The sequence below is a fragment of the Enterobacter sp. SECR19-1250 genome (genome assembly GCF_013391025.1).
In the GTDB taxonomy this organism is placed as follows: domain Bacteria; phylum Pseudomonadota; class Gammaproteobacteria; order Enterobacterales; family Enterobacteriaceae; genus Enterobacter; species Enterobacter cloacae.
On record NZ_JACASJ010000082.1, the window covers coordinates 1 to 23,941 of the forward strand.

The 23,941-nt window shown below is 53.8% G+C and carries 23 protein-coding genes, 4 tRNA genes and 2 pseudogenes; all 29 read right to left on the reverse strand.

Annotated elements, in window-relative coordinates; genetic code table 11:
* The coding region (locus tag HX884_RS18855) for a host specificity protein J (RefSeq protein ID WP_256737173.1) at positions 1 to 3,907 on the reverse strand (3,907 nt) is incomplete at its 3' end.
* A gap of 64 nt (positions 3,908 to 3,971) precedes the next feature.
* Complete coding sequence (locus tag HX884_RS18860; protein WP_128754879.1) at positions 3,972 to 4,451, reverse strand: hypothetical protein; 480 nt, start codon at positions 4,449 to 4,451, stop codon at positions 3,972 to 3,974.
* 85 nt (positions 4,452 to 4,536) lie between these two features.
* Complete coding sequence (locus HX884_RS18865; RefSeq protein WP_032620570.1) at positions 4,537 to 5,154, reverse strand: tail assembly protein; 618 nt, start codon at positions 5,152 to 5,154, stop codon at positions 4,537 to 4,539.
* The gene (locus HX884_RS18870) at positions 5,147 to 5,866 is read right to left on the reverse strand and encodes a C40 family peptidase (protein WP_032620572.1); all 720 of its coding nucleotides are present in this window, start codon (positions 5,864 to 5,866) and stop codon (positions 5,147 to 5,149) included. Before HX884_RS18870 ends, HX884_RS18865 begins: the two co-directional genes overlap by 8 nt.
* Before the next feature lie 2 nt (positions 5,867 to 5,868).
* On the reverse strand, positions 5,869 to 6,606 hold the full coding sequence (locus HX884_RS18875; RefSeq protein WP_032620573.1) for a phage minor tail protein L: 738 nt from the start codon (positions 6,604 to 6,606) through the stop codon (positions 5,869 to 5,871).
* A gap of 55 nt (positions 6,607 to 6,661) precedes the next feature.
* Entirely contained in the window at positions 6,662 to 7,000 is a 339-nt protein-coding gene (locus HX884_RS18880) for a phage tail protein (RefSeq protein WP_032620574.1), read from the reverse strand.
* Positions 6,997 to 10,257 carry a phage tail tape measure protein gene (locus HX884_RS18885; RefSeq protein WP_058687611.1) on the reverse strand — a complete coding sequence of 1,087 codons (3,261 nt, stop codon included), beginning with the start codon at positions 10,255 to 10,257 and terminating at the stop codon, positions 6,997 to 6,999. The genes HX884_RS18880 and HX884_RS18885 overlap by 4 nt, the downstream gene beginning before the upstream one ends.
* A pseudogene (locus HX884_RS18890) lies at positions 10,250 to 10,600 on the reverse strand (phage tail assembly protein T); the annotation flags it as partial. The gene HX884_RS18885 and the pseudogene HX884_RS18890, both read right to left, overlap by 8 nt.
* The gene (gene gpG / locus HX884_RS18895) at positions 10,564 to 11,004 is read right to left on the reverse strand and encodes a phage tail assembly chaperone G (protein WP_032620580.1); all 441 of its coding nucleotides are present in this window, start codon (positions 11,002 to 11,004) and stop codon (positions 10,564 to 10,566) included. The pseudogene HX884_RS18890 and the gene gpG, both read right to left, overlap by 37 nt.
* A gap of 10 nt (positions 11,005 to 11,014) precedes the next feature.
* Positions 11,015 to 11,758, reverse strand: a complete 744-nt coding sequence (locus HX884_RS18900) for a phage tail protein (RefSeq protein ID WP_032620582.1) — start codon at positions 11,756 to 11,758, stop codon at positions 11,015 to 11,017.
* A 9-nt stretch (positions 11,759 to 11,767) separates the two neighbouring features.
* Positions 11,768 to 12,169, reverse strand: coding sequence for a phage minor tail U family protein (locus HX884_RS18905; RefSeq protein WP_001704117.1), 402 nt, complete (start codon positions 12,167 to 12,169; stop codon positions 11,768 to 11,770).
* Positions 12,166 to 12,744 (reverse strand): phage tail protein, encoded by a 579-nt coding sequence (locus tag HX884_RS18910; protein ID WP_020884618.1) that lies wholly within the window; start codon positions 12,742 to 12,744, stop codon positions 12,166 to 12,168. Before HX884_RS18910 ends, HX884_RS18905 begins: the two co-directional genes overlap by 4 nt.
* A 9-nt stretch (positions 12,745 to 12,753) precedes the next feature.
* On the reverse strand, positions 12,754 to 12,996 hold the full coding sequence (locus HX884_RS18915; RefSeq protein WP_230852446.1) for a DNA breaking-rejoining protein: 243 nt from the start codon (positions 12,994 to 12,996) through the stop codon (positions 12,754 to 12,756).
* 25 nt (positions 12,997 to 13,021) lie between these two features.
* Entirely contained in the window at positions 13,022 to 13,348 is a 327-nt protein-coding gene (locus HX884_RS18920; protein WP_032620588.1) for a DUF2190 family protein, read from the reverse strand.
* A gap of 82 nt (positions 13,349 to 13,430) precedes the next feature.
* Positions 13,431 to 15,437: a ClpP-like prohead protease/major capsid protein fusion protein gene (locus HX884_RS18925; protein WP_158650950.1), complete on the reverse strand. Its 2,007-nt coding sequence runs from the start codon at positions 15,435 to 15,437 to the stop codon at positions 13,431 to 13,433.
* Positions 15,382 to 16,881, reverse strand: coding sequence for a phage portal protein (locus HX884_RS18930; protein ID WP_032620589.1), 1,500 nt, complete (start codon positions 16,879 to 16,881; stop codon positions 15,382 to 15,384). The genes HX884_RS18925 and HX884_RS18930 overlap by 56 nt, the downstream gene beginning before the upstream one ends.
* On the reverse strand, positions 16,878 to 17,093 hold the full coding sequence (locus tag HX884_RS18935) for a hypothetical protein (RefSeq protein WP_032620591.1): 216 nt from the start codon (positions 17,091 to 17,093) through the stop codon (positions 16,878 to 16,880). The genes HX884_RS18930 and HX884_RS18935 overlap by 4 nt, the downstream gene beginning before the upstream one ends.
* The gene (locus HX884_RS18940; protein ID WP_032620593.1) at positions 17,090 to 19,192 is read right to left on the reverse strand and encodes a phage terminase large subunit family protein; all 2,103 of its coding nucleotides are present in this window, start codon (positions 19,190 to 19,192) and stop codon (positions 17,090 to 17,092) included. Before HX884_RS18940 ends, HX884_RS18935 begins: the two co-directional genes overlap by 4 nt.
* Positions 19,192 to 19,680 carry a DUF1441 family protein gene (locus tag HX884_RS18945; RefSeq protein ID WP_020884621.1) on the reverse strand — a complete coding sequence of 163 codons (489 nt, stop codon included), beginning with the start codon at positions 19,678 to 19,680 and terminating at the stop codon, positions 19,192 to 19,194. The genes HX884_RS18940 and HX884_RS18945 overlap by 1 nt, the downstream gene beginning before the upstream one ends.
* Positions 19,681 to 19,864: 184 nt before the next feature.
* Positions 19,865 to 20,671: a DUF1983 domain-containing protein gene (locus HX884_RS18950; RefSeq protein WP_047715958.1), complete on the reverse strand. Its 807-nt coding sequence runs from the start codon at positions 20,669 to 20,671 to the stop codon at positions 19,865 to 19,867.
* A 227-nt stretch (positions 20,672 to 20,898) separates the two neighbouring features.
* Complete coding sequence (locus HX884_RS27285) at positions 20,899 to 21,042, reverse strand: hypothetical protein (RefSeq protein ID WP_227024269.1); 144 nt, start codon at positions 21,040 to 21,042, stop codon at positions 20,899 to 20,901.
* A 110-nt stretch (positions 21,043 to 21,152) separates the two neighbouring features.
* Positions 21,153 to 21,674: a hypothetical protein gene (locus HX884_RS18960; protein ID WP_032620598.1), complete on the reverse strand. Its 522-nt coding sequence runs from the start codon at positions 21,672 to 21,674 to the stop codon at positions 21,153 to 21,155.
* Entirely contained in the window at positions 21,671 to 22,207 is a 537-nt protein-coding gene (locus HX884_RS18965; protein WP_032620601.1) for a lysozyme, read from the reverse strand. Before HX884_RS18965 ends, HX884_RS18960 begins: the two co-directional genes overlap by 4 nt.
* Positions 22,207 to 22,509: a hypothetical protein gene (locus HX884_RS18970; RefSeq protein ID WP_014832171.1), complete on the reverse strand. Its 303-nt coding sequence runs from the start codon at positions 22,507 to 22,509 to the stop codon at positions 22,207 to 22,209. Before HX884_RS18970 ends, HX884_RS18965 begins: the two co-directional genes overlap by 1 nt.
* A 293-nt stretch (positions 22,510 to 22,802) precedes the next feature.
* Positions 22,803 to 22,877 (reverse strand) — tRNA-Gly (locus HX884_RS18975).
* A 1-nt stretch (position 22,878) separates the two neighbouring features.
* Positions 22,879 to 22,955, reverse strand: a tRNA-Arg gene (locus HX884_RS18980).
* Between the two features lies 1 nt (position 22,956).
* A tRNA-Thr gene (locus HX884_RS18985) sits at positions 22,957 to 23,032 on the reverse strand.
* Between the two features lie 78 nt (positions 23,033 to 23,110).
* Positions 23,111 to 23,186, reverse strand: a tRNA-Ile gene (locus tag HX884_RS18990).
* 285 nt (positions 23,187 to 23,471) lie between these two features.
* Positions 23,472 to 23,885 (reverse strand): annotated as a pseudogene (locus tag HX884_RS18995) (hypothetical protein); the annotation flags it as partial.
* Positions 23,886 to 23,941: the final 56 nt, after the last annotated feature.

The window sequence follows — 23,941 nt, forward strand, 5'->3', positions numbered from 1 at the left end:
TCAGCGAGTCAGCTTGGGAAGAAATGACCTGCTTATTCGCACCTTCCTTAGCATTAACGATAGTTAATGTTGCTGTAACTGTATTTGTATTTATTCCCTTAACTCCAAATCTCAATGTGTAAAAATTATTAGCATACGCGCCGGATTGCACTGGAAGGTTTGAAAATGTTTTGGATTTCCCATTAATATCAATAATGACATTCATACGGGAATCGGCATTCACTGATGAATAAAAGGTTGCTTCTACAAGAGCATTCTTAGCGAGACTACTTGATCCTGAGTCAGTATAAGTAATCGTTTTAACTAAATTAGCAGTTCCGCTTAATGAAGCATCCGAACCGACACCAACGTTGGCAACATCCCCAACAAATGACGTTGCCTCTATTGTTCCGGTAAATTTTCCTCCTGACGCATAAACCATCCCTCTTACTGTTACGTTATTGAAAACAGCATATCCTGATTTGTTAATGTGCCAGCCAACGTTCCCGGTTCCGTCCCAGGTTGACGACTGGATGTAGTTGCCTATTTTGGTATTGCCGATGGTACCGTCACCAATCACAGTATCCCGGATAATGGTTTGCCCGTTCTGAATGACGAACGGAAGCGTAACCTGTGCTCCGGCCTGGTGCGTTACTGCGAAGCGGTCAGCCAGGAAGATAACCTGCGACTGCATGCCGGATGGCGTATTCTCCACGCCGATACCCATCCCCGCGGCGTAATACTGCCCGTTGCTGGAGACACCAACCTTGATGTTGTACATCGCGCTGAGGTCGCCATTAACGTTGGCTATCGCCTGAGCGTTAGTGGTGATGGCTGAGGTATGCCCGTTCACGGTCGCCGTAATGCCGTTTATCTGTGTAGCCGTAGCCTGCTGATAGTCGGAGAACGTCTGATTCAGGCTGTTGATGGATGCCTTATTGCCGTTGACATCCGTCTGCATGCTCAGCAGAGAGCGCGCCGTTGCCTCCTTCTCGTTAACGATTACCTCATCAATACGGTCCAGCTGCGCACTGTTACCGGCGACCGTTGCGGACAGGGTTTTACGCGCGGCCACCTGTGCCAGCCCGTTCTGGATAATGGCGATGGCCGAGTTTTTCACCCCGCCCGTCATGCCGTCCATAGAAACGCTGATGCTGTCGATTCGCTGGCCCAGCGCGGTATCAGCCGTCGCCACGGTCTGCTCAAGCTCTGAAAGAGAGGACGACACATCGCCGACCGTGCTCGAAAGCTCATTAACGCTGGTCTGGACCTTCCCGACGTCCTGGGCATTTTTAGCAATATCCTTCGCCTGCTGCTCCAGTTCGTCGTTGGCCTGTTTGATGTCGTCAGCCATACCAGCAATTTTTTCGTTGCTGTCCACCGCGTTCTCGATCAGGTCTTTGAACGTTTCCGACTCTTTCATATCCTCCAGAATGTCATTGGTTATTTCGCTGACATCTATCGAGGACGTGCCCATGACCCAGTCGGTCCAGTCCCCGGCGTTACCGATACGGTCAATCAGGCGCGCGCGGTACCACTGGCGAACGCCGGCAGGCATGGGGCCATGCTGATAATCTGCAGCCGGGTACGGCACCAGGACCAGCAGTTCAGGATTGGCGTAGTCGGCAGTTGTGGCGCGCTGAATCTCTGTATAGGCCGTGTCGCCTGAGCCATCCGGAAATTTCCAGGTCAGGTCGATATGCCAGACCACATCTTCGGTCGCCAGGAGGTTGAGCGGAGTACCCGGTTTTCCCGTTTTACCGGAGAGATAAGTTGTTTCACCGTATCCCCATGGTGACGACGTATCCTGCGCATTCAGCGCCCGGACGCGCACGTCATAGCTGCCGGAATAAATGCCCTGAACAGAGAAACCCTGCGCGCTGGTAACCGGAACGTTTATCCAGTCCCCGTTGTCCTTACGCCACTGGGCAACATACCGGATTGCGCCCTCTACCTTATCCCATGACACGTCCAGGCTTGCTACAGTCAGCCCCTGAGACACATGATCGCTCTCAGTCACCACGATATTTTTCGGAGCAGACAGGACGCTTATCGGCGTGACGGTGATCGGGGGCGACTCGACCCGAACGCCGTCATCGATGTAACGATATTTGTTTGGATCGTGCTGAACGGCCGTAATAGTGAAACCGCCTGTGCTGTCGTCGTTAGCCGCGATTGAGGTGACCCTGAAGTACTGTATTGCGAGGTTATCACTGTCTATCGCCCAGACAGCGCCCGCCACAGGAACCTGACTGAATGCCGTAGCCACCGTCACCGTTTTTTTATCGGCGCTCACCGCGCTGATTGTCCGCGTCTGGGCTTTTCCGTCAGGAAGGTTAACCACCAGCCGGTCTTTCGCCGCGTAGTCTATTTCTCGATCAAGGGTAATCTGGCGGCCGTTGACCGCGCTTATGCGGCCCCCGTTCTCCTTACCAGAACGGAAAGGATCGGCGACACCGATAATTTCAGCGGGCAAAGGGATATAACCGTCCAGCCCCACGCCAAACGATACGGTCCCGTCTTTGGCATTGGAGAGCAATACCCAGCGACCGCGTCGGTGCGCTTCACTTTGCGAGGTGCAGCCGATTGCGGTCAGGGACGTCTGCCGGACGTCGTAACGTTCTACAAGCGCCGAATCATAGACCCCCTCAACGGTATCGCTGTAATGATTCTGCGGATCGGACCAGGACACCAGGCAGGAACTGTAGCGATTTTTGTATGAGCCGCCCGCATAAGTAAACAGCCCATCGATAACGTTTGAGACGTTATAAACCCAGTCAACATCGTCCTGCGGGACGTCTGCCTGGACATAAATCTGATCGTTACCCCAGAACGTTATTCCTCGAAATACCGCGGCGAGATCGTTAAGTACCTGCCAGGCGTCCTTCTGGCTCTGAATGAAAACGTTGCAGGTGAAACGCGGTTCGGTGCCACCAGCCCCGTCGGAAACCATTTCGTCACAGTACTGGGCGATTGAATACAGCGCCCACTTATCCACCATGGACACATCCACGCGCGTGCCCATGCCGTAAATTTCATCCAGGACCAGATCGTAAAATATCCAGGCGGGGTTATTGGACCAGGCCATTTTGAACCCGCCGGACCATGAGCCAGAATAGGTTCGGGTTGTCGGATCGTAATTATCCGGAACCTTAATCAGCTTGCCTTTTATCTTACAGGTCACTTTCGGCGCGCTGCCGTTGAACTGGCTGCTGTCCACTTCGACATACAGGAGCGCGGTTAAAGGATAACGAAGCTTGCTGTCGATGACTTCCGCATACGAAAACACCTTAAAGGCGTTAACCAGTTTCGAATTTGATCCGCTGGCATCAGCCGTAATGCGCCTGACCCTGACAGACCAGCCGGACGTGGATTTTGGCAGATCGATACGGTGGTCACGCTGATATTCCGTCGTGGTCTTTCCGTCAAACTTGCCGTTTACAACCGTTTTCCAGGCGCCGCCGTCCGTTGATAAATCGATCGCATACTCGGTGACCGTGCCCACCATATCGCCGTTATCTTTATAGAGATACTGGACCGGAAGGCTGAGCTTGATGCGGATAGCATCTAGGGAAAGATTGGTAAACTGGCGTGTCCAGGGCGCGGTGGTGGTGACAGTTGTGCCAACCGCCAGTTCGTTATCGACCTGGGGCATCCCGGCAATATAGGTCTGGTCCTGTGTGCCCTTGCGGAACTCCCATTTCACGCCGCTGAAGTTATATTCCCCGCTGTCGTTTGCCAGCGGCGTATCGTTGAGAAAAATATTCTGAGCGGTCAGGTCGCCCTGTATTTCTCCCTCAGAAACGGCAATGAGCATTTTTAATTTTGCGACCGACAGCAGATCATCAGGTTGCTCAACCGGAGTATGCGCGCTTCCACCGCCCCCTTTTGCACCCTGTATGATGGTTTCACCATGGAGAAGTTGCATTTTTACCCCATTAAAAAACCCAGCCTGAGCTGGGTTATTTGTTAGCATTAATGATGGCGTCTTATTACATGTTTTTGTAATAACTAACTTTAGAGTCAAAATCCTGTTTTGCGAGTGGCGTTTGGCTGGTTACATAAGCCTCCCACGAACTATAAGCCTCAACAAGAGCACGACGCTCTTCTGTATCTTTAGTGCTGGCTTTCATTGTTTCAAACACATTAGACCCAATTTCTTTCAGCTTGCTCTTTCTGGTAGCGCCACATGTCGTTATTGCATCAGCTACCGAATTATCCCACCCAACTAATTGCAGAATCTCTATACGCTTCTGGGTAACGAACTGATCTGCTGAGGCATTAAGAGCTTCCTTAGATAAAAATTCAGCAAACTCCTTTTTACTATGCGGCATTTGTTTTGGCATAGTAATGTTATCCTCTTGACAATTTGCTAAATCAGCGTATTGCTTTTGTAAATTGTTATTCTGATTTTGTGGGGCACAACCTGAAATAAAGAGCACACCTAATAAGACCAAACCGTGTTTTTTCACTTTCATCTCCTTGATCGGCATCGTTTTGGATATGATAACCAAGGGTGATTGCAATGTAACGTTCATCTTATTAGGTTGTATTTCACTATTGCTGATCGCTCGAGTACATACCGGCGCTGACTATCGCTCCCCCTGCCTCGATCAGACCGTAGGCCAGGGGGACAGGATGCCCCATAGCGACCGTATTGACCGGCGCCCCGAAGGCGTAGTTAGGCGTGTTGTCCGTGCTGGAGGATTTACCCGCGCCGAAGGATGGCTGGGGCGTGAGCATCTGGACAACGCCACCCAGCATCATTGACACCCCGACCCCGGTCAAAATTGACGTGGCGCTGATGGCTGTTGCACTCATCGCAGCCCCCCAGGCTGCCATACTCGCACCGGCGGTAAAGAATGCAGCGACCAGCGCAACTGCACCGACAACTATCTGCAGGACGCCCGAACTTTTGGCCCCCTCATAAACGGGCACGATCCGGTACACGCTTCCACCGCGGGTCATATCAAACTCTTCCAGCCCGATATTGTTGTCACCGTTAAAAAAGGCGAAACGGACCCCCTTCATATGAGCTTCCGACATATATTTTTTGAATCCGGGAACCTGTGAACACATGGCCCTGAGCATTTCGCGCAGATCGGCAACATCAAACTGAACGCGTTTACCGAATTTTTTAGCCATTTTCCCTTCGAGAATAAGCGTCTTAACCATGCGTTCTGTCCTTATGCCTGACCACCCGGACCGTTCTGTCGCGATAATATTTTCCATAAGGCGTTCGCGAAGAAAGGTGCCCGAACAGATGATGGAGAATGATGTTGTCACCCATATATACCGCGGCGTGATTAGTAACCGATGCCTGCAAAGTCATCATGATGATGTCCCCTGGCTGCATTGCACCGGCGGCAATCTCAACAAATCCCTCACGCTCCCAGTTGTCGTCGTAGAGCCGTTCCTTACCGCTCTCCCACCATTCGTAAGGTACTGAATAGTTCCCGAGAACAATGCCGTATTCGCGCAGATAAAATTCACGGATAAGCGACCAGCAGTCGGCGTAACCCAGTACCCACTGCCGCCCGGCATAATCCCGGTCTTCACGCGGGGAAATCGTACAAAAATCCCCGTCCGGCCAGGACATGATCCCCCACTCAATCCCCGACCAGTCGCACTGGATCCGGTCCAGCTCCGAGGGCACCAGCCGAACCACATCCGGATGGGAATGAATGAGCATGATGATCTCACCGCGCGCGCGGGCAGCGAGCTGATCTTCCGGGGAGAGCGTGAATGTCTCCTCGGGCTTATCTGCAATGTTGCGGCAGGGAATAAAGATTTGCTGCTGGCCTGACTGAACAATCAGACCGCAGGCTTCTTTGGGGTATTCAGCAGCGACGTGCTGACGGATAGCATCCAGCAATTTTTCACGCATCTTTATTTCCCCTGCAGGTTGGCGGCCGGAAAACCACCGAACGGCAGTGGCGCGTCCGGGCCGTGACGATCCTGACAATCCTGCCGGCGGCCGCCACAAACGTCTTTCGACGGGTCATCGGTCGGCGTACCGTCTTTGGTAAAGTATTTCGTGCCGTTGTAATCGCATCCGGTCCCGCTTCGGTACCAGCCCCGCATACACCAGGTGCAGACAGGAGTAATCTGCCGTGTCGGCAGCTGCAGGCTCTGAATATCGAAAGGAGAACACAGCTCGAAATCAACCTGTACCCGCGTCTCTGCGGTTTTAGCATTGACGTAAAAGAGCTGTACGCGCTCATCGGCAGGGCTGGCACCCGGATTACCGTTTTTCCAGTTGGCGGCATCGAGATACTTCGAAAGCGTGGTATGGATTTTGACCTTAGCCCTGACCATATCGTCATATTCAAGACACAGCGCGGTGACATAGTTTCCGACGTTCCCGACGGACAGCGTGGGCGTTGGCTGGGAACCTGTACTCGACAACTCCATCCCCTTCAGTTCGTAGGGATGGGGATCGTACTGGTTTCCCTGCCAGATAATGGCGGGCAGATTTTCTGCGGCGAAGGCTGCCCACTCCTCTTCCTGAATATTGTGCGCATGAAAACGCAGCACCTGATCCATACCGAATTCAGTGCCGTCGATCTCAATCAGCTGAATAACGCTGCCGGGCTCAAGCTGTTGAATGTCTGCCGTAAAACTCATACTCCCCCCATAAAAAAAGCCGCCCGGAGGCAGCTTTCAGTGTTTGTCGAGAAAATCAGGGCGCGAACGCCTGTTCAAAAGTGAAGGCCACAGTGGCTTTTTTCCCGGTAGGGAAAGAAACGCTGAACGAATCGGCTTTCATTCTGAACAGCTTTTTTTCACCCCATGGCGTGGTCCACCAGAACGATTTAGTAACGTGCGACATCAGAAAAGCGCGCAGCGCAGCCGCCTCCTGTCTGGTTCCCGTCCAGTCCAGATTCCACGTTTCCTGTTTGTCGTTGATCCCCATCCCTGCTATCTGTTTGTAGCCATCCCCGAACTGGGCCTGCAGCGTTCGGGCTGTTTCAGAGCCCTGCGCTGTTTTTCTCGTGCGCCAGGTAAACGTGTCTGTCACAGTGTCCTCCTCGAATAAAGCACGCCGCCTGCGGACATTTCTTTTTTCAGTCGCTCGGTGATTGTCTGCTGAACAATCGCCTGCAGCTGTTTCGCCGTCCCCGTGGCGTTCGCCTGATTTATGCTTCCGTCACTCCCCTGCTGGCTGATGCTAACTGGGGCATAAACACTGATCCCGCCCATGCCAGCACCGGCTGCGCTCCCGCCGCCGACCAGACCGCCCGAGGCATACCCGCGCATCAGGCGATAGAGATTAGCCACGCCGATGCGGCTGGTTGATTCTTTGGTGAAGACGAATTCCCCGCGGTGAACGATACCGGCTGGCTCGTACTTGCCGCCGTGCCCGGTAAAACCGCCCACGTCAAAACCCTGTGGCCGGTATGACGGGACCGCGAATGACTGACCTGCAGAGGAGGTTTTCGCCCCGCCGCTAACCCAGCCCATTGCGCTCTGGATGGTGTAAGCCACCAGCAGCTGGTTGATAACGGACACAATCATTTTAAGGATCGAGCTGGTGAAGTCCCTGAAGCTCGCCTTCCCGGTTGTCGTCAGGCTGGTAAGCTGGCCCGCCAGCCCGCTGAACGTAGCCTGCGAAATCTGCTGAACAGAGCTGAAAACGTTTGTCGCAGAATCCTGATATTCGGCCCAGCCCTGTTTCGCACCGGCCAGCCAGTTTGCGCGCAGGGCATCTTCAGCCTCAAACGTCGCCCTTTGCTCTTCAAGAACTTTCTGCTGCGCCTGAGGGTTGTACGAATAGCTTTCGCTGAGACGCTGCAGCGTAGTTTGTCGCCCGGCTTCCCGGGTGGATACCCCCTCAGACTGAGCCTGCAGGCCCGCCCTGGCGGCTTTTTGCTGCTGCTCAAACTTCACGGCCTGATCGGCCAGCTGGTTGAGCTTTTGCTGGCTGGCAACCTTATCGCCCAGATCGGCCAGCTGCCGCTTGTACTCGAGCGTTTCTTCCTTGTGCGCCAGCAGGGATTTTTCCTTCACCGTAAGCTGACGACGCCCCGCGGCCTCCTGCAGAACGGTGAACTGATTTTCAGTCTGCCAGAGATCCTGACGCTGTTTGCTTATGACGTCGTTTACGCTGGTATGCTGCTCGAGCGTTTTAAGCTGGGCCTGAAGGGTGAGGAGTTCAGCCTGAGCTTTTTCCTCTGCCTTATCACCAGCAGGAGTGGTGTATCCTTTCGACTTGGGGACTTTTGGATCCTTATAGAGTTCCTCTATCCCCTTTCTGGCCTGAGCAATCTCTGCCTTACTGAGCGGCTTAACACGCTGTCCCTCTGGAAGAAATTGCGTTTTTTTGACCAATTCAGCATTTGTTGTGATGGCTTTATTGAGTTCCCTTTCAGCATCTGCCCTTTTCTGTGCTTTGCTCGCTCCTGCGTCCAGGTACTTGTTCAGAATCCCCTGTGCTTTCACTCCTTCAGTATTCAGCTGCTGCGATTTGACCTGTGCCTGGTTGTAACCCTCCTGTGAACGAATCACAAAAGTAAGTTCACTTTCCTTCTGACGTAATGCAGCCAGCTCTTTTTCTGCTGCACCCCCATCACCAGTATTGCCCATTCCAAAAACACCCGGCCGGGTGTTATCCGTCAGGGTTTTTATCCGTGCCCTGACAGACTCCAGCTGATCGCTGGCCGTTTGCTGGCGACCAATACCAAGGGCGGCATCCCAGTAAGCGCCCCATGTATCCGTTACGCCACGAACAAAGCGATCTATCAGACCCAGGTTATCAAGTACCTGCTGGCTTCGCTGTTGCTCAGCAGCACTATAAGCCTGCGCGGCCTTCTCTCCTGCCGCCTCTTTATCACCCCTGCGCTCAAGCTCGGAAATATATTGGAACTGAGCTGCCGAGAGGTAATGTAGCTGACGGTTAAGCTCTTCTGACGCCTGTGATGGCGAATCATATAATTTCTTAAAGTTCGCGAGGGTTTTATCCACCGACTGCCCGACCGCGTCCTCCATTGCTGCAGCCGTCGTGGTGATGTATTCCAGCTGGTTTCCCCGGAACTGCCCGCTACCAACAACCTTCGCAAGAGTGGCAGCTGCATTTCCGGTGGTAACACCTGCCGTTTCTGAAATTTTGCGAGCTAAATCGCTCAGCTGTCCGGTTGTCTTACCGGCATAATTCCCCGTCAGAATAAGCTGTTTATTAAATTCAGATGCTTCACTGCTGCCTTTGTACCAGGCAACGGCCAATAGTGCCAGCCCCCCGACTAGCCCACCCATAGCAAGACGTACTGGAGTCAGAGCCCTCAGAAAACCTCTGCTGTGTTCTGTATTCTCCGCCAGTGCATTGGCATTTTCAGAAAGTGATTCCTCGGATTCATCTGCGGATGATTTAATCCCCAGTAACTCCTCTTTGATAATCTGGAAAAGATTACCGACTCCACCGAATGAATCGCTGATTTGCCCGCCCTGCTGCATCAGGACCATCCACAGCGGCATTCCACCTGCTATCGAGGTTGCAATATCCGTAAACTGAGCGGGTAACATACGGATCGCCTGGCGATACTGCCCGGCACTGAGCGTTCCTCTTCTCCATGCATTTTCCTGTTCCTGAAGTCTTGCAATAAGTGGTGCAGCTTCTTCACTTACACCCAGTTGCGCGGCCTTCAGATTCAGTAATTCGGTTCTGGATAATTTTTGTTCTTCAACCTGGGATTTGAGCTGTTGGAGAAACCGGGATCGAGCCTGACTGGCTTTTTCTTCGGCCTGTTGTAGTTCTTTTTGCCGGGCCGTGGTCTGGGATATCAGCGCAAGATAATCCTGCTGCGTGATATTCCCCTGCGCACGGGCCTTCCGGAATTGCTCCTGAACCGACGACAGAGAGTCCGTTTCTCCGGTCAGCGACCTCACGCCATCAATCTGTCGATAGAACGACGCCGCCAGCGCATCCTGTTGCTGCGCAAGCGCTGATGCCCGGGATGCGTTCTCCCTGAGTTGCTCACTTAATCCAGCCACTCGCTGGTAGGTTTGTTCAACGGACTCGCCGACTTTTTGCATGTCAGCGCTAAGACCAGCTGCAGCCGTTGACTGCTGAGCCAACATATCCGACATGGCCGCACCGCTGCCTGCAGCTGCTTTAGCAAGCGCCGAGGCCTGCAATTCTGCGGCCTGTTGCATACGTGTACGGACTTTTTCGGATTCGTCCCCCATTCCGGTTAGCTGCCCCTTTATACGGGCAACCTGCTCGCTAAAAGTGGCACTGTCGACATCAAGGTTGATGACCAGGTCGCTAATCTGCTGGGCCATATCGGATACCTCCTGTTATCCCCTCAGCGGCGGTCATCAGCGTATCATCATCCGGCTCGTCATCGCTGATGACGCTTTCCGAAGGAGAAAGCAGGCTGAAATGTGCGGGGGTAAGTTCCGGATCGCGGAAGAAAAGAGTAGAGATGGAATAAAGCAGCCCGGAGAAATGCGCATCGAGCTGTGCGTCCTGAAAATAATGCTCCCGGTAGAACAGGTGCCAGTCGCCCAGTTCACTGGAAGTCATCCCAGCCAGCATGGCGCGCCAGTCGGGTCGACCGAACTCGCGCGCCAAATTCAGGACAAACTTCAGCTCGCTGGCAAGGGCTTTTCCGCGGTAACGGATTCTTCGTTAGCAGAGGATTCAGTTACACCCTCCACGTCCTGATGATCACCTTTCTCATCTTCAACGGGGAATAACATGCCTGATAGTAGCTTGACCTGCATTTCGGCTTTGCCGATAGCCTCCGGCGGCCAGCCGCTCAGGACCTGCTGATACAACTTTTCCACATCCGTGCCGGCCGGATCGTTATGCCACAAAGACATCGCGATCAAGCGCGCACCGCAGCGAATATTTGAACCTATCAGCCGGGTCGTGACTTCCTGATCGCTTATGCCATCGCTGTCAGCGCTGACGGCCTTCTCCTCATTTGCCATAAACGTGAGGAACTCAATACGCTGAAGGGCCGACAGCTCGAAGATGGTCAGGGACTCTTTTTGCCAGGTGAAATTATCTTTTTTCAGAAACATGAGCCTTTCCTTATGCTGCTGTTACGGTGACTTTGCAGACCGCAACGAAATTACCGTCGCTGGTCATAACAATAATGTCAGCGGTGCCTGCCGCCACGCCGGTGACCGTGATCGCATTGCCGCTAACGGTGACCGTTGCTTTTGCCCCGTCAGAGGTTGCCACGCGGAACGAGGTATCTGAGGCGCTGGCAGGGTTAACCGTCACATTGAGCGTTGTTGTTGCGCCGACGGCCACGCTTACCGTGGCTTTATCGAGCGTAACGCCGGTCACGGGGATATTCGGGGTCCCGCTTTCTTCTGCCAGTTCCGGCTTGCCGGTATTGGTGATTTTCGCTGTACGGGTAATGACCTCTTTTGCCGGAATGGCTTTACCCAGGCTGCTGCACCAGCCGCGGAAAACGTCGACGGTACCGTTCGGGTATTTGATTTTGTAATAGCGTACTGAGCCATCAATAAACCATGCGACCAGGTCTTTTTGCCCTTCTTCACCCGGCTTCCAGGCGAGGGTGAACGAGGTATCGCCAGCAGATTTTGCCCCCTGGGCCGTCGCGTTCCAGTCGGCATCTTCGTCGTCGAGGTAAGTGTCGTCATACGATTCGGCGGTCATCTCGCCCGGCGTCAGCTCTTTAATTTTCGCCAGACGGTTCCAGTCGATATCCGAGAGTGGGTTAGCGAAAGCGTTGCCCGTTCCGGTGTAAAGCCAGAGTGTGGTACCGGCGCCTTTTACGGGTGCCAGCGGGTTTGGAGTAGGCATAAGTACCTCTTAAATTGAATAGGTGATTAAGTACGTGAAATCGACAGAACCCCAGGTGGCCATTTCATCATCCCGCTGATAGTCATAACCCTGCGGGGTGAACGTCTCGACCAGTTCGGTCAGACCCGGTATGAAGGCCATTGCCGGATACACTTTCTCTTCCATCCAGGAATCAAGCGCGCTGTCGGGGCTGGAGGCTTTAAGAAATACCTCGATGTGAACAACCGCCTGCCACGAATCTTCGTCAAGCGAATCGCCGGTGTACTCCGCGTCTGAAAGGTAAACAGCCACGGCAGGGAGATCCTGCTCTTCAAGAAAAACAGGGCGCCCGTCAAACCAGGTGACCGTGTCGGTGATCTCGGCTTTCAGTTTTGCCAGAATGGCTGCACGAATTGCGCTGTGTCTGTTCATCGCTTCAGGTGAATCCTCAGTTGGTTTTTCAGGGCTGCGGAAAGTTCTTTAGGCATATCGCTTTCAATAAGGCGCTTTGAAATAGCGGTGAATGCCACGGTGAGCGGTGTCTCAAGAGGAACTTTGACCACATCAATCGGATAACGGGCCTGACCTACGCGCCGCATGACTTGCCAGCGCCCGTTCGCAAGCTGTTGAATAAAAGCGTTACGAAAGGTATAGGGTCCGATTTTGAGGACGCTACCCGCTCCGTTTCTGGCCCCTTTTTTACGCGAGAGCCGGACGCGCGCCGTGCCGAGCTTAATCGCGGGAAGATTACCGCGGTTGATTTTTATCGACGCGACCGGGCGATCGTGGCGGGCCTTGCGCAGACGGGAACGCTGCCGGACCAGACGAACCGGAAGCCCCTTTTTCCGGTTATCATCAACTGTTGCTTCTTTCGCTACAGCTTTGCTCCCCTGGCTTATCGTTCTGCTGGCCACCCGGTTAAGTGCTTTTGCGGTTGCCTCAGGAACGATTAACCGGCTGAGGCTGTTCAGGTTCTGAATAGCCCTTTCCAGTCCTTTCACAGACATAGCGCCTCCTCATTCGAGATGGATGCGGGGTTTCCCGTTGAACATGTCATAGCGGGTAACGGTCAGGTTCTTACCGTCGTAGTCGACGCTGTCGTTTCGGCGTGGCTGGTAAAGCTCAGAGAAAACCACCAGCGAAGTACCTGTTCCCGACAATGGCCCCATTTCCTCGAGCTGCTCGGCGGGAACAACGTCATAGCTGCTGCCATTGATGATCGCTGTCTTTCCCATCTTTTTTATGGTGGCCGCGTCCATGCGCGCCGCCATTCGGTCAAAGGGGTTAGGCATTGATCTTAACTTCAACAACGGTGGTGTTTGCCCCTGCATCTTCCCAGGCGATGCCCGCGGCAACGGCGTCCGTTTCTTCGATCGTGATGTTGCCGTCCTTGATATACACCTGCGCCCCGGCAGTAACCGCATCTGCGGAAACTTTTGGCAGGAGGAATACACCCTCAGTAAAACCGTCCCCGGTATCGCCAGCCGGGATATCGGTAATTGCCACCGCGATAAGTTTTCCAACAACAACCGGGTCGCCGCTGTGAACATCGGTTGCACCACTGTTTACCAGAGGGATCGTTTTCCCGTCCTGCGCATAGTTCTTAGCCATAACTTCTCCATTCAGCCCCTTGCGGGGCTGGTTTCAGGTATAAAAAAAGCCCTTACGGGCGTCTGTTTGTCAGGACTGTTTTTTACTGACCAGAGGATTTGGTCATGCCGCGATAGTCCAGCGGCGCCACGCCAGCATCAATACGCACTTTCGTGGCAATACCATCAGTGGTGAAGCCTTCCTGCTGATCGATGTATGGCGTGTCGACGCCGTTGAGATAAGCGACCTCGATGGTGTCGGTGCCCTTCGCGGCAGCCAGATACCAGGCTTTCGCATCAGCTTCATCCAGGCGTGGTTCGGCAATGACTTCTGCAAAGTTCTGGATAGGGTTAACGATCCCGGCATTGATGTCTGCACCTTTAACACTGGCCGACTTGATGGTCTGATTTGCAAGAGTTTCCAGGGCGACGGGCACCAGCATGTAGGCCGGACGGATATTCAGGGTTCTCTCCCCCTCCTTCTGCAGACGCATCAGCTTGCGCGATTCGTCCAGGCTGGCCACAGAAATTGCACCCGAGCTCAGGTTCTTGTGATCGGCATGGAACAGCGCCTTTCCGTCTGAGAGTTTCGGGTTTTTGGTCAGAATGGCGTAAACCAGATCGCCAATCGTTGCTTTCGCCGCGCGCCCCATCTTCATCGGTACGTCGGTAAGCTGGTTCAGATCGTCGTTGATGATAGCCTGGCGGGTTACTGAGAAGATTTCACCATACGTGGCAAGCGCGATGGTTTCGCCTTTGTCACTGGTAGTGATGTACTTGTACTCAGCCCCTTCGCGCACCTGTCGCAGAGAAGGGAAACCACCCATACCGACACGATGCGCCGTTTTGAAGTCCGACAGCTGGCCTTTTTTGGTCCACTGCTCGAAGGTTTCCTGCGCCTCGTCCCAGCCCTGAATCAGCGCTTTGTTCGCAACATCAAGCAGAATGTTGCCAAAGTCAGAGGTGCTGTGGGTCAGCGCCAGGCCAACCATCTGCATCGGGTTGTAGCTGGCCACGCCGATACCTTTTTCTGTCAGGGCCATACGCGCATACTCGCGCAGCGTCATACCGTTATAAACGTTATCCCGCTCCTGACCTTCGAACCCGGCACGCGCCATCAGTGCCTGGCGAATACCATCCGCGACGAAGTTACCGTTGCCCGCATGAATATGCGGCTGGGTGGTTTTATTGGACGGCGTGGCCGTTTTACCGAGTTCTGCCAGCAGCAAATCTTTCGCCTTATCGACGGAACAATCAGGGTCGGCCACACACTGATTCTGCAGTTCCATATGTTTGTTGCCGAACATGGCAAAGAGATCGCCGATAGCGTTAACACGGGCTTTCTGCTCAGCCATCACCTGCGCGCGGATCGCATTTTCATCCGGTGCCGGGTCTGTTTTTGCCTGCGGTGCCTGAGGCACCGGGTCACGCTGGGTAGTGTTGCGCGGCGGGGTGATCATGTTGCGAATGCTTTTTGGCATTTTTTCAAATTCCTCAATACGTTTTGAATGAATACAGGCCATAGCCTGAAGGGATGGTGTCACCTGGTCGGCAAAACCCAGTTCAAGGCACTCGCTGCCGTTCATCCAGGTTTCGTCCTCCAGCATTGCCGCAATTTCTTCGGTGGATTTTCCGGTTTTCTGCGCATAAGCCGGGATAAGAACGGATTCAACCTTGTCGAGAAGATCCGCATAGTCGCGCATATCGCTCGCATCACCACCAGCAAACCCCCAGGGCTTATGGATCATCATCATCGTGTTTTCAGGCATGATGACCGGATTGCCTACCATCGCAATCACCGAGGCCATGGAGGCCGCCAGACCGTCGATATGCACGGTAATCGCCGCGCCGTGATGCTTCAGCGCGTTATAAATAGCAATACCGTCGAAGACATCACCACCGGGCGAGTTGATATAAAGGTTGATGTGGGTGACGTCCCCAAGTGCCCGGAGATCATTGACGAACTGTTTCGCCGTTACGCCCCAGTACCCGATTTCGTCATAAATAAAAATGTCGGCCTCGCTGTTATTGCTGGCCTGCATGCGGAACCACGAATTACTTTTTGCGCTGGCTTTCGGACGGTGGCGCGCCCGGTTCTTTGGCTTCGGCACTGGTGCCTCCTTTATCATTGGCGGGGTCGGTGTCAAACACCAGGCCCTGTTCACGGTTCTCGTCAACCTCCGCTTTACGGCGTGACTTAACATCATCCGGGTTGCGACCGCTGGCACGTATCCAGTCGGATTCAGTAGCAGCACCGCCGCGGATCTGCGTTTTCCAGGCATTCGCTTCTTTAACGGGATCAATCCACGGCATAACGGGCCCCGAATAAACCGCGTTATAAAGCGAGTCCATATCGATGCCTCTCGGCAACTTGATTTCTCCGGCAGCAATAGCCATCTTCAGCCAGGCCCGGTACATGGGCCGGGTCACTGAACCGATGAACCAGTCCTGAAGAATCAGATATCCGTCGGTTGACTCGACAAGCTCCTGCCGCTGGGCACTGTACGTTCCGTTGTAGTTTCTGGATGTGCTGGAAAAGCTGAGGCGACTGCCTGCGGACACGGCACGCAGCTGTCCGTTACGAAACGACTCGAGGTTAGGGTTCGGGCGATCGGATTTAATCATCCCGATTTCTTCCCCGGCCTGCAGTTCGTCATAGAGCATACCGGGCTGAATCATCAGCTCGCGGTCCTCGCTGCCGGAATCAGAATCGAAGCTCTGTCCGTCGCCTTTTTTGATATACATGCCGAGTGCCGCAGCAATTCTGGCAGCAGTAAGCTCCGAGTCCTCGTACTCTTTCAGCGCGCTCAGACGCATCAGAACACCAGACAAAAGAGACGTTCCGCGGGTCTGGTGTAGGCGTCGGGTGAATTTGAGATGCAGCATGTTCTCTGCATCTATCTCTTTGGTATCAAACTGACGCCCGGATACTGGCAGGCTTTTATAGACCTGATATTTTTTCGGGCGCCCCCAGTTATCGACAAAAACGCCCTGATTGAGCTGGGTGGCGGCGTCGCTGTTCATCGGCACAAAGTCAGGCTCCAGCGCTTCCAGCCAGAACGGCACGCCAGCAACCGGCTGAAGACCATTTCCGGTACCGCGAACCAGCTGAGCAAATACCTCACCGTCCCGGAGCCACGTTCGCAGCATCAGCCGCTCAAGCATGGGGCGGGTAAACTGGGTTGTGACATCGGGTCTTACGGACCATTCGCCCCACTTTCTGCGGATATCAGTGGCCAGCTTCTTAGCGATCTTCCCGTTACTCAGCATCGGATGCGGTTCAACTATGATGCCCTTCGCACCCACCACCCTTTCTTCCAGCTTGTCGAAAACGCCAATCACCAGATCGTGGTTGTTGTCCAGCCAGCGCGCCTGCTGCCTCAGCGAAACCGCCCCCATCTGGCTGAGCTGATCGGCTGAACGATTTTCCTTCTGGGCTTTGTGAGTACGCGTTTGCTTTACCGCCTCATACGCCTTAATAACCGCGCGGGCACGCAGGCGTGAGGCTTTCCAGCCTGGTGAAAACAGGCCAATCGCATCATCTAAAAAACTCATCCAAACCTCGCCAGCCTGTAGCCGGGTCGCCCGCGGCGTTTGTTATTGAGCGTTGCCAGTCGTCGCTCCCATTCCTGACGGCCTTTTCTGATTTCCGACAGGTTTTCGAGCGTCATCTGCTGCCCGTTGAAAGTGATTGATTTCCCCTCCAGAACAGACAGCTCGGCTGCAGCGTAGCGGTCGATCATGGTTTGAATATCTGCTGGATTCACACCCAACCTCCTGACGAAGACCACGGATTAGCCTGCTCGGTTACGGGCTTCTCACGTTTTGGTTTTGATTTAGATTTCGGCGCAGGCGGCGGGGATGGCATTTCGCCAGTTTCCGTCTGCGTGTCCTCGATCCACGTTTCCCGCCGTGCCCACTCAGGAGCAGACGGCCATTTGATTTTTTCGTAACCACTAAGGATGGCGAGCGCGTCGGCATAAACGAGCAGGTCAAATGCTTCGTTTGCGCCCCGGCCGGGCTTACTCCATTTCCCTTCATTCGAGCGTTCCTCATACGTCAGTTCGTCATAGAACCAGCTGCCCAGCCAGGCGGGGAAATGCACATAGCCAGGGCCGGGTGAATCACGCCACAACGCATTATTCACCCGGTCTTTAAGGGCATCGGTCTGGAGAAGATAAAGAGGCACATCACCCGTCGCCTGTGCGCGGCGCGTTGACCTGCCCGTGTTGTCGGGAAACGTTCGCTGGATAAGTTTGCTGCGCCTGACGCTGTCCCCCTTGAAGAGATAGATACGCTTACCCAGCCCTTCACGACGACATCTGCGCCAGAATTTGTAGGCATTATCCGTCACGCCATCTTCACCCCCTGAGTCCACGGCCATCGACATCAGCCGCATGCCCTTTGACGGGTCAGCTGCGAGTGTCCACGTTTTATCAAAGACGTCGGTGAGTAAAAGATCCCAGTCCTCCGGGTAGCTCGCCGGATCCACCTGTAAGCTTTCCCCGTTACCGTCGCAGCGCAGCGAATGCCGGATGTTGTAACGGTCAACTATCCAGCGCTCACCCATACTTCCATAACCCGTAATCTGCACAACAAAGCGCCGGTTGCGCCCGGCCTGCACGTCCACGGTCGCAGTGAGGAACTGCACGCCGTCCGGTACCGAGCGTTTTGGGACTTCTTCGGCACGCTGCTCAAGCAATTCACTTTTACGCTGCTCCATGCTGGCCCTCGGCAAATAGGGCCTGCCGAAATCGGTGTTGATCACCGTCTTCAGGGTTTCTTCGCTGCGCGTGGATTCATATTCCTGCTCGGCGGTCAGGAACTTATAAATAAGCTGCGCCCAGGTCTGGTAAGCAGCTGCCGGACCTTCCATCCAGAAGGAGGCAATACGGGAACGACGCCCATCACCGCTAACCTGGCCTTGACTGTCGATGGTTTGCCCGTCCCGGAGCCAGACACATTTCATGTTAAGCGCACGCTTCATGTCCGGTGTGATCCTGCCTTTACAGGCAGGGCACTGAAGAAACGCCGCTTCGCTGGCAAGCACAGGATCGCTGCTGTCGCGGTATCCGGTCATATTGTCCATTTCCGGCTGGAAATATTCGCCGCAATGCGGGCATGGCCAGTAAAGACGACGGCGGTCACCACGGTTATAGAGCGATAAAATTCCGGTGGTCGGAGGGGCTTCATGGGGCGTGGAGCGCCGCCATTTTGTGTCTCTGATATCCCTCCCGGGCGAGCTCTCAACCAGCGTCATCCCGGAGGACATGAATGTCGTGGTTCGTTTCGATGCCAGTGAAAAAGCATCCCCCTCCCCGTCGATATCTTCCGGAAAGCGGTCATAATCCGTCAGCGCCACACTCTTATAGTCCGAGGACGACATGATATTGACGGATGGCCAGCCCAGCTTCAGATAGTTACCGGCGCGGAATGTACGGTCGTAGACGTTGTTATCGTTACGTCTTGGGCTTAGCCGGGTTTTAACTTCAGGGCTACAGCGAAAAGTACGGTCCAGGCGTTTTTTGGAATGCTCGCGCGCTTTTTCCTCAGATACCTGAATTACAAGCATATCTGCCGGATCGCAGACAATGTTATAAACGATCCAGCCGTCAATCAGCCCGATGGTTTTACCCGTTCGCGCCGGGCCCACAAACACAACCGCATCGTATTCACGCGATGCCAGACAGTTCATCGGCTCAATCACATAGGGTGCCAGATCCGGATCCCACGGAACTGAGTTTCCCGCCCCCATTGGCACGCGCATATAAGTACTGACCGCATCGGCCACCGGCATACGACGCGGGGCTCGTAAAATACCGGAAACATCGCGGCGGATGTCCCTGGCGGATGCCCGCTTTGCCATCAGTCCTCCTCAGGCTCTTCCTCCTCTTTTTCAGCGTCCTGCACCCTCTCCGCCATCTGGTCGCGCAGATCATCGATAACGCTTTGCACACGAACTACCGCAGCAGGCGTTAAAGCACAGTCGCGCTCGAGCACATCCGGGAGGGTTTCAAGTACCATGACGACGGCTTTCGCCATCAATGAGAATTCTCGCGCCACTTCATCTGCGGGTATTAACTGCCCCGTATCCTGTTCGAACTTCAGCCTCTCGTTCTCTGCTTTCCAGTGGGACAGCCTGTCAGAGGGGGGCATATCGTCGATGTTGGCCGAAACGGTAGGGATCATCAGTTCGGTCAGAATGTCGGTCACCAGATAGAGCTTTAACTTGCTGTTGCTGCCTGGAGCAGGTTCAACATTTTTCAGTCTCGCGGCAACCGTCTGACGGTGTACGCCGGTTATCCCTGCCAGCTGGTTGATATTGAGTTTTAAAGTGGCAATTTCCTGGTCCATGATGATGAACACTTTTTGAACGATTCGACATCTTGCGAAAATGGCCTCTAATTAAATCAAAGACCTGCGCACATGATGATGATGACCCTGGATCCGAAAAACTAGCCGTTTCCCGCGAGCGCGCCGCCCCGTGGCAGGCCACCCTGCCGGGAGGACCCATTAAAAATGACAATCATTATCATATCTAGTGTTGGCGATTCAGCCCAACCCATATCGCACCACCAGGCTTAAGCGCATTGAGGAGAGCATCGTTCACCGCTTCGTGCATCGCCTGTTGCAGGCCAACTACTGAAGCTGTCTGCGCATCAATCTTTGCCAGGAGGGATGCGAACAAATCGCTTTCACGCACGGCATCAATGATGGCCTGTTTCATTTCATCGCCAAGCCTAATCTTCGTCTTCGCGCTTGTTGCGACGGCGTTCTCGATGATGGATGAAGCAGCTTCATGTACCTTAAAGCGATCGGCCAGAAACTCAACCTTGCTATGCTCACCTTCAACACCGAGGGTCATGCCAGCTTCGTGCGGCTTGCCTTTGCCGGCGACGTTTAATTTAACTCTGTAGTTTTGAGACACTACGCCATCGCCAATCAGCGCTTCGTGGATGTAAGCCTTGCCGGTTTTATCGACAAACCAGCCACCTTTAAGGCCATGAAGTGCGCAGCTGTTACGGATCTCTTCGTCCAGCGCCTCTACAATTTCTCCGACATCGACAGAAGAAACCCCTTCGACCCAGTCACTGGCTCGCCAATCTCGTGCTGAGCCATCCTCTGTAATTGGACGCAGGCGCACCTGCAATCTCTCACCAGCTTTGAGGCCGGAAATAAGGCATACGGTAGCTGGCCAGAAGATGCGTTCTTTCATAAGTCGGCCATCTTCATGAAGGCATTGCAGTTCTAGCACCGCGCAGCCACCCGGCCATTTCCATTCGACGTCCACACCAAAAGGTTTGGGAGTGGTTTTTACGTAAGGGACGATTGAAGGTTCTGACATTTTAATTTTCCTTTTAGACGTGAGCCTGTCGCACGGCAAATCCGCCGAAAGTTAACGGTTTGCCCAGGCTCACAGCTGAAAGACTTTCACAGATGTACGCGTGCGACGCGCATTAAAAAGCCCCGCAGGTGCGAGGCCGATTTATACCGTGTAGGGGATAATGGTTGCCTTATCCGCTTGTGGGGATGACCATTATCAAGCCCACCAGCAGGTGAGCTTTGTAATGGCTACTTCGCCGGTTGAATATCGATGAAGTACTCTTTGCCCTGCTCGAAGAGTTCGAACGCTGCAGGGTTAGAGATAACCATCTGCAACTGTCCGCCAGGCGTGTACTTTGACCATGACTTGTTTTCTTCAGTGTCTGCGGTCACGGGGCTCATGTGAATTGTACGGTGTGAATAACCATCTGCTTTCTGAATGAAGTGACAGCGGAATTTAGCGCGAACGGACATTTAGTTTCCTCGGTTAGTAAAAAGCCCCGCTATTGCGAGGCTCTGGTTTGCTCTATTTCACGAATACCCGCGAAGTTATTGTTGCCCTTCTCAATCACAGCCAGCAGCGGCTTAATCCACAAAACAGCCTGGCAATACGTCATTGAGCTGGCGGCAGCGGAACGATCATCGGCTGCGTAAGGTCTGTTGGTATCGGTGTGCATGGCGCTGGCACGTAAACGGTGCGCGTATTCGAGCAGCCCACCAGCGACATCAGCAGGAACAGGCAGATCACAGGTCTTTTCACGGCGGAGAATCTCCCGGTATTCAATTACGGTTTCTTCGGTGCTGGTGTCTATCAGAGAGTTAAGCCTGTTAGCATGTTCGGCTACCTGATTGAACCGATTAAAGTTGAATGCCTGCGTGGCGATCACCTGTCCCTGCAAAGTGTTGTCACTTCTCAGAACGTCGTTATCACTCTGCAGACCGCTGGCGTCTGAACAACTTTTAACGAGTGCGACTGACAGGCCAGCTATGATGACAATCGCGACTGGGAATAGATTAAGTTTCACTGGTCTATCCCCCAGCACGTCAGTGCGCTTTCCTGATCCCGACGCTCAACCTGACCATAGCAACCATTCTTCTGGCCTTTAGTCAGGCGGCAGTCGCGACCACCATCTCTAATCCACCAGCGAATCGCCTCGCATGCCCCTTGGCGGTCACCGGCATTGATGCGCTTGTAGAACGTGGAAGGAAAGCACTTACCCGGCCCGATGTTGTACGGGCAGAAAGATGCGATCCCGGCCTTCTGCGGTTCGGTAAGCGGTACCGTAATATTGCGGTTAACCCACGCCAGAGCCTTATTGCGTTCGATGGCGTTCACCTGATTGCATTTCGCCTGTGTCAATTTCATGCCCTGCACAACCGGTTTACCATCAACCATCGTGGCGCCGCGGCAAATAGTCCAGATACCACCGCCATCTTTGTACGCCGTGAGGCTGTTACCCTCTTTCTCATTCAGAAACTGATCGAGAATGACGGATGCCGGAGCACCAGCGAGTACCAACCCGAGAACAGTAGCACTCAATTTTGCTCTGGTTCCCATCACTCACCTTCCTTTTGTAATGCCTCAACGACCACGCTTGCAGCTGCAGGACGTTCGTGAAGGGGTTTGTCACCAACGCCTTTCAGGTAGTCATTGACCATTTTTGTCCGCTTCTCGTCCTCTCTACGCCTGCGGTTTGCATCAACCCGCCCGTTGATGTAGGAGGCAAGCGAGATAAGCAAACCGGCAGCGCCAAAGAACATGAACACCAAATCCTGAGTGGTAAATCCAATGGCAGACGCAAGAGCTGCTACCCACGCGAAGAACTGCGTGAAGATGTTCCCTGAATCGTTCATTTTCATCGTCTCTCACCTCGCTGTGTGCGGGTGCTGTGTGGAGGGAATAAAAAAGGCCACCAGATGGCAGCCTTAGAAAAGGAAAACCTCGCCGAAGCGAGGCCATTTGAATTTGAGGCACCTCATCCAACAAACCACCCGAGGTTAATTGGGTTTTGACGAGATGCTTTTGGATGAGCGCTGAACCCAAAGGTCAGTATTTTCACACAGCAATTTTGCAAAAAGCAGCGCCCATTCAAAACGGGGTTGCTTTTCAGTCACTCCGGGGAGCCCATCATCGCAGACCGAAAAGCTTAAACTGGAGCGGGCAGCGGGAATCGAACCCGCATCATCAGCTTGGAAGGCTGAGGTAATAGCCATTATACGATGCCCGCATGGTGCACTGTACTGGAGTCGAACCAGTGGCCTTTGCCTCCGGAGGGCAACGCTCTATCCATCTGAGCTAACAGTGCGTGGTGCCGACTACCGGAATCGAACTGGTGACCTACTGATTACAAGTCAGTTGCTCTACCTACTGAGCTAAGTCGGCAGTGGTCCGCCACCGGAGCCTCGAACCCCGTACCACAACACCTGGGTTGCCGCTCTTCCCGATGAGCTAGTGGCGGTTTGGTGGCCCTTGTTGGGTTTGAACCAACGACCGGGCGATTATGAGTCGCACGCTCTAACCGCTGAGCTAAAGGGCCGGGAGCGCGATGATACCTAAGCGAAACTACCCTTGCAACTATAAGGTCTTATGACAACCGACCATATGACAGGGGTACTGGTGCTATGCACCTTCGCGAATACCCCTGTCGTATCGCCGGAAAGCAAAAGCCCCGACTGGCGGGGCTCTCGTTATAATTAAATTGTCGCTTAGACTCGCTGCCATCGCGGCGCAGCTCTGCCAAGCATGAATGGATTATCTAATTTCTTGACGCGTTTTCAATGTTTAACAAGAAAAATAGCACTTTTTGCTAAATTTAGCGGCATCATGAAACTTTCTCCAGGCCCCGGCGCACAGAAAGAAAAACCTTTGCCCGGAATATCTCAAGACACCAACGCACACGCTCTCTGGCCTCTCTGTCTGTCAACCATGGAGCTAAACGCTGCAGCTCTCTGGAGATATCTGACATTTTTTTGCGGGTGGTGTAATACTGGCATCCAACCACGTAAACGGGGTCGGCCAACTCGAACGCCTGCAGCACAGCCTCCTCTACAAATTCGACATCATCAGCGCTCATAGCCTCATCGACCAAACTGGCTTGCGGTTCAGGCCAAAGAATTGAGCGGGCACGTTTCATAGCCTGCTCTCCACGATAACCCTCTTCTCTCGCCTGATTCAGCGCGGCAGTGAAACGTTCAAGAGCTTTGTCAGACCAGTTTTTGCCACGGATGACATTCCAACCGACATTCCGCAGCTAATTTAGGAATAAACTACCTCATAGAGTCTACCGAGTAA

Excerpts from the sequence above, each read along its gene's own strand:
- HX884_RS18865 (WP_032620570.1), bottom strand. The coding sequence starts at position 5,154 with ATGGTTAAGACGCTTATTCTCGAAGGGAAAATGGCTAAAAAATTCGGT.
- HX884_RS18870 (WP_032620572.1), bottom strand. The coding sequence starts at position 5,866 with ATGCGTGAAAAATTGCTGGATGCTATCCGTCAGCACGTCGCTGCTGAA.
- HX884_RS18875 (WP_032620573.1), bottom strand. The coding sequence starts at position 6,606 with ATGAGTTTTACGGCAGACATTCAACAGCTTGAGCCCGGCAGCGTTATT.
- HX884_RS18885 (WP_058687611.1), bottom strand. The coding sequence starts at position 10,257 with ATGGCCCAGCAGATTAGCGACCTGGTCATCAACCTTGATGTCGACAGT.
- gpG (WP_032620580.1), bottom strand. The coding sequence starts at position 11,004 with ATGTTTCTGAAAAAAGATAATTTCACCTGGCAAAAAGAGTCCCTGACC.
- HX884_RS18900 (WP_032620582.1), bottom strand. The coding sequence starts at position 11,758 with ATGCCTACTCCAAACCCGCTGGCACCCGTAAAAGGCGCCGGTACCACA.
- HX884_RS18905 (WP_001704117.1), bottom strand. The coding sequence starts at position 12,169 with ATGAACAGACACAGCGCAATTCGTGCAGCCATTCTGGCAAAACTGAAA.
- HX884_RS18910 (WP_020884618.1), bottom strand. The coding sequence starts at position 12,744 with ATGTCTGTGAAAGGACTGGAAAGGGCTATTCAGAACCTGAACAGCCTC.
- HX884_RS18915 (WP_230852446.1), bottom strand. The coding sequence starts at position 12,996 with ATGGACGCGGCCACCATAAAAAAGATGGGAAAGACAGCGATCATCAAT.
- HX884_RS18920 (WP_032620588.1), bottom strand. The coding sequence starts at position 13,348 with ATGGCTAAGAACTATGCGCAGGACGGGAAAACGATCCCTCTGGTAAAC.
- HX884_RS18930 (WP_032620589.1), bottom strand. The coding sequence starts at position 16,881 with ATGAGTTTTTTAGATGATGCGATTGGCCTGTTTTCACCAGGCTGGAAA.
- HX884_RS18940 (WP_032620593.1), bottom strand. The coding sequence starts at position 19,192 with ATGGCAAAGCGGGCATCCGCCAGGGACATCCGCCGCGATGTTTCCGGT.
- HX884_RS18945 (WP_020884621.1), bottom strand. The coding sequence starts at position 19,680 with ATGGACCAGGAAATTGCCACTTTAAAACTCAATATCAACCAGCTGGCA.
- HX884_RS18950 (WP_047715958.1), bottom strand. The coding sequence starts at position 20,671 with ATGTCAGAACCTTCAATCGTCCCTTACGTAAAAACCACTCCCAAACCT.
- HX884_RS18965 (WP_032620601.1), bottom strand. The coding sequence starts at position 22,207 with ATGGGAACCAGAGCAAAATTGAGTGCTACTGTTCTCGGGTTGGTACTC.
- HX884_RS18970 (WP_014832171.1), bottom strand. The coding sequence starts at position 22,509 with ATGAAAATGAACGATTCAGGGAACATCTTCACGCAGTTCTTCGCGTGG.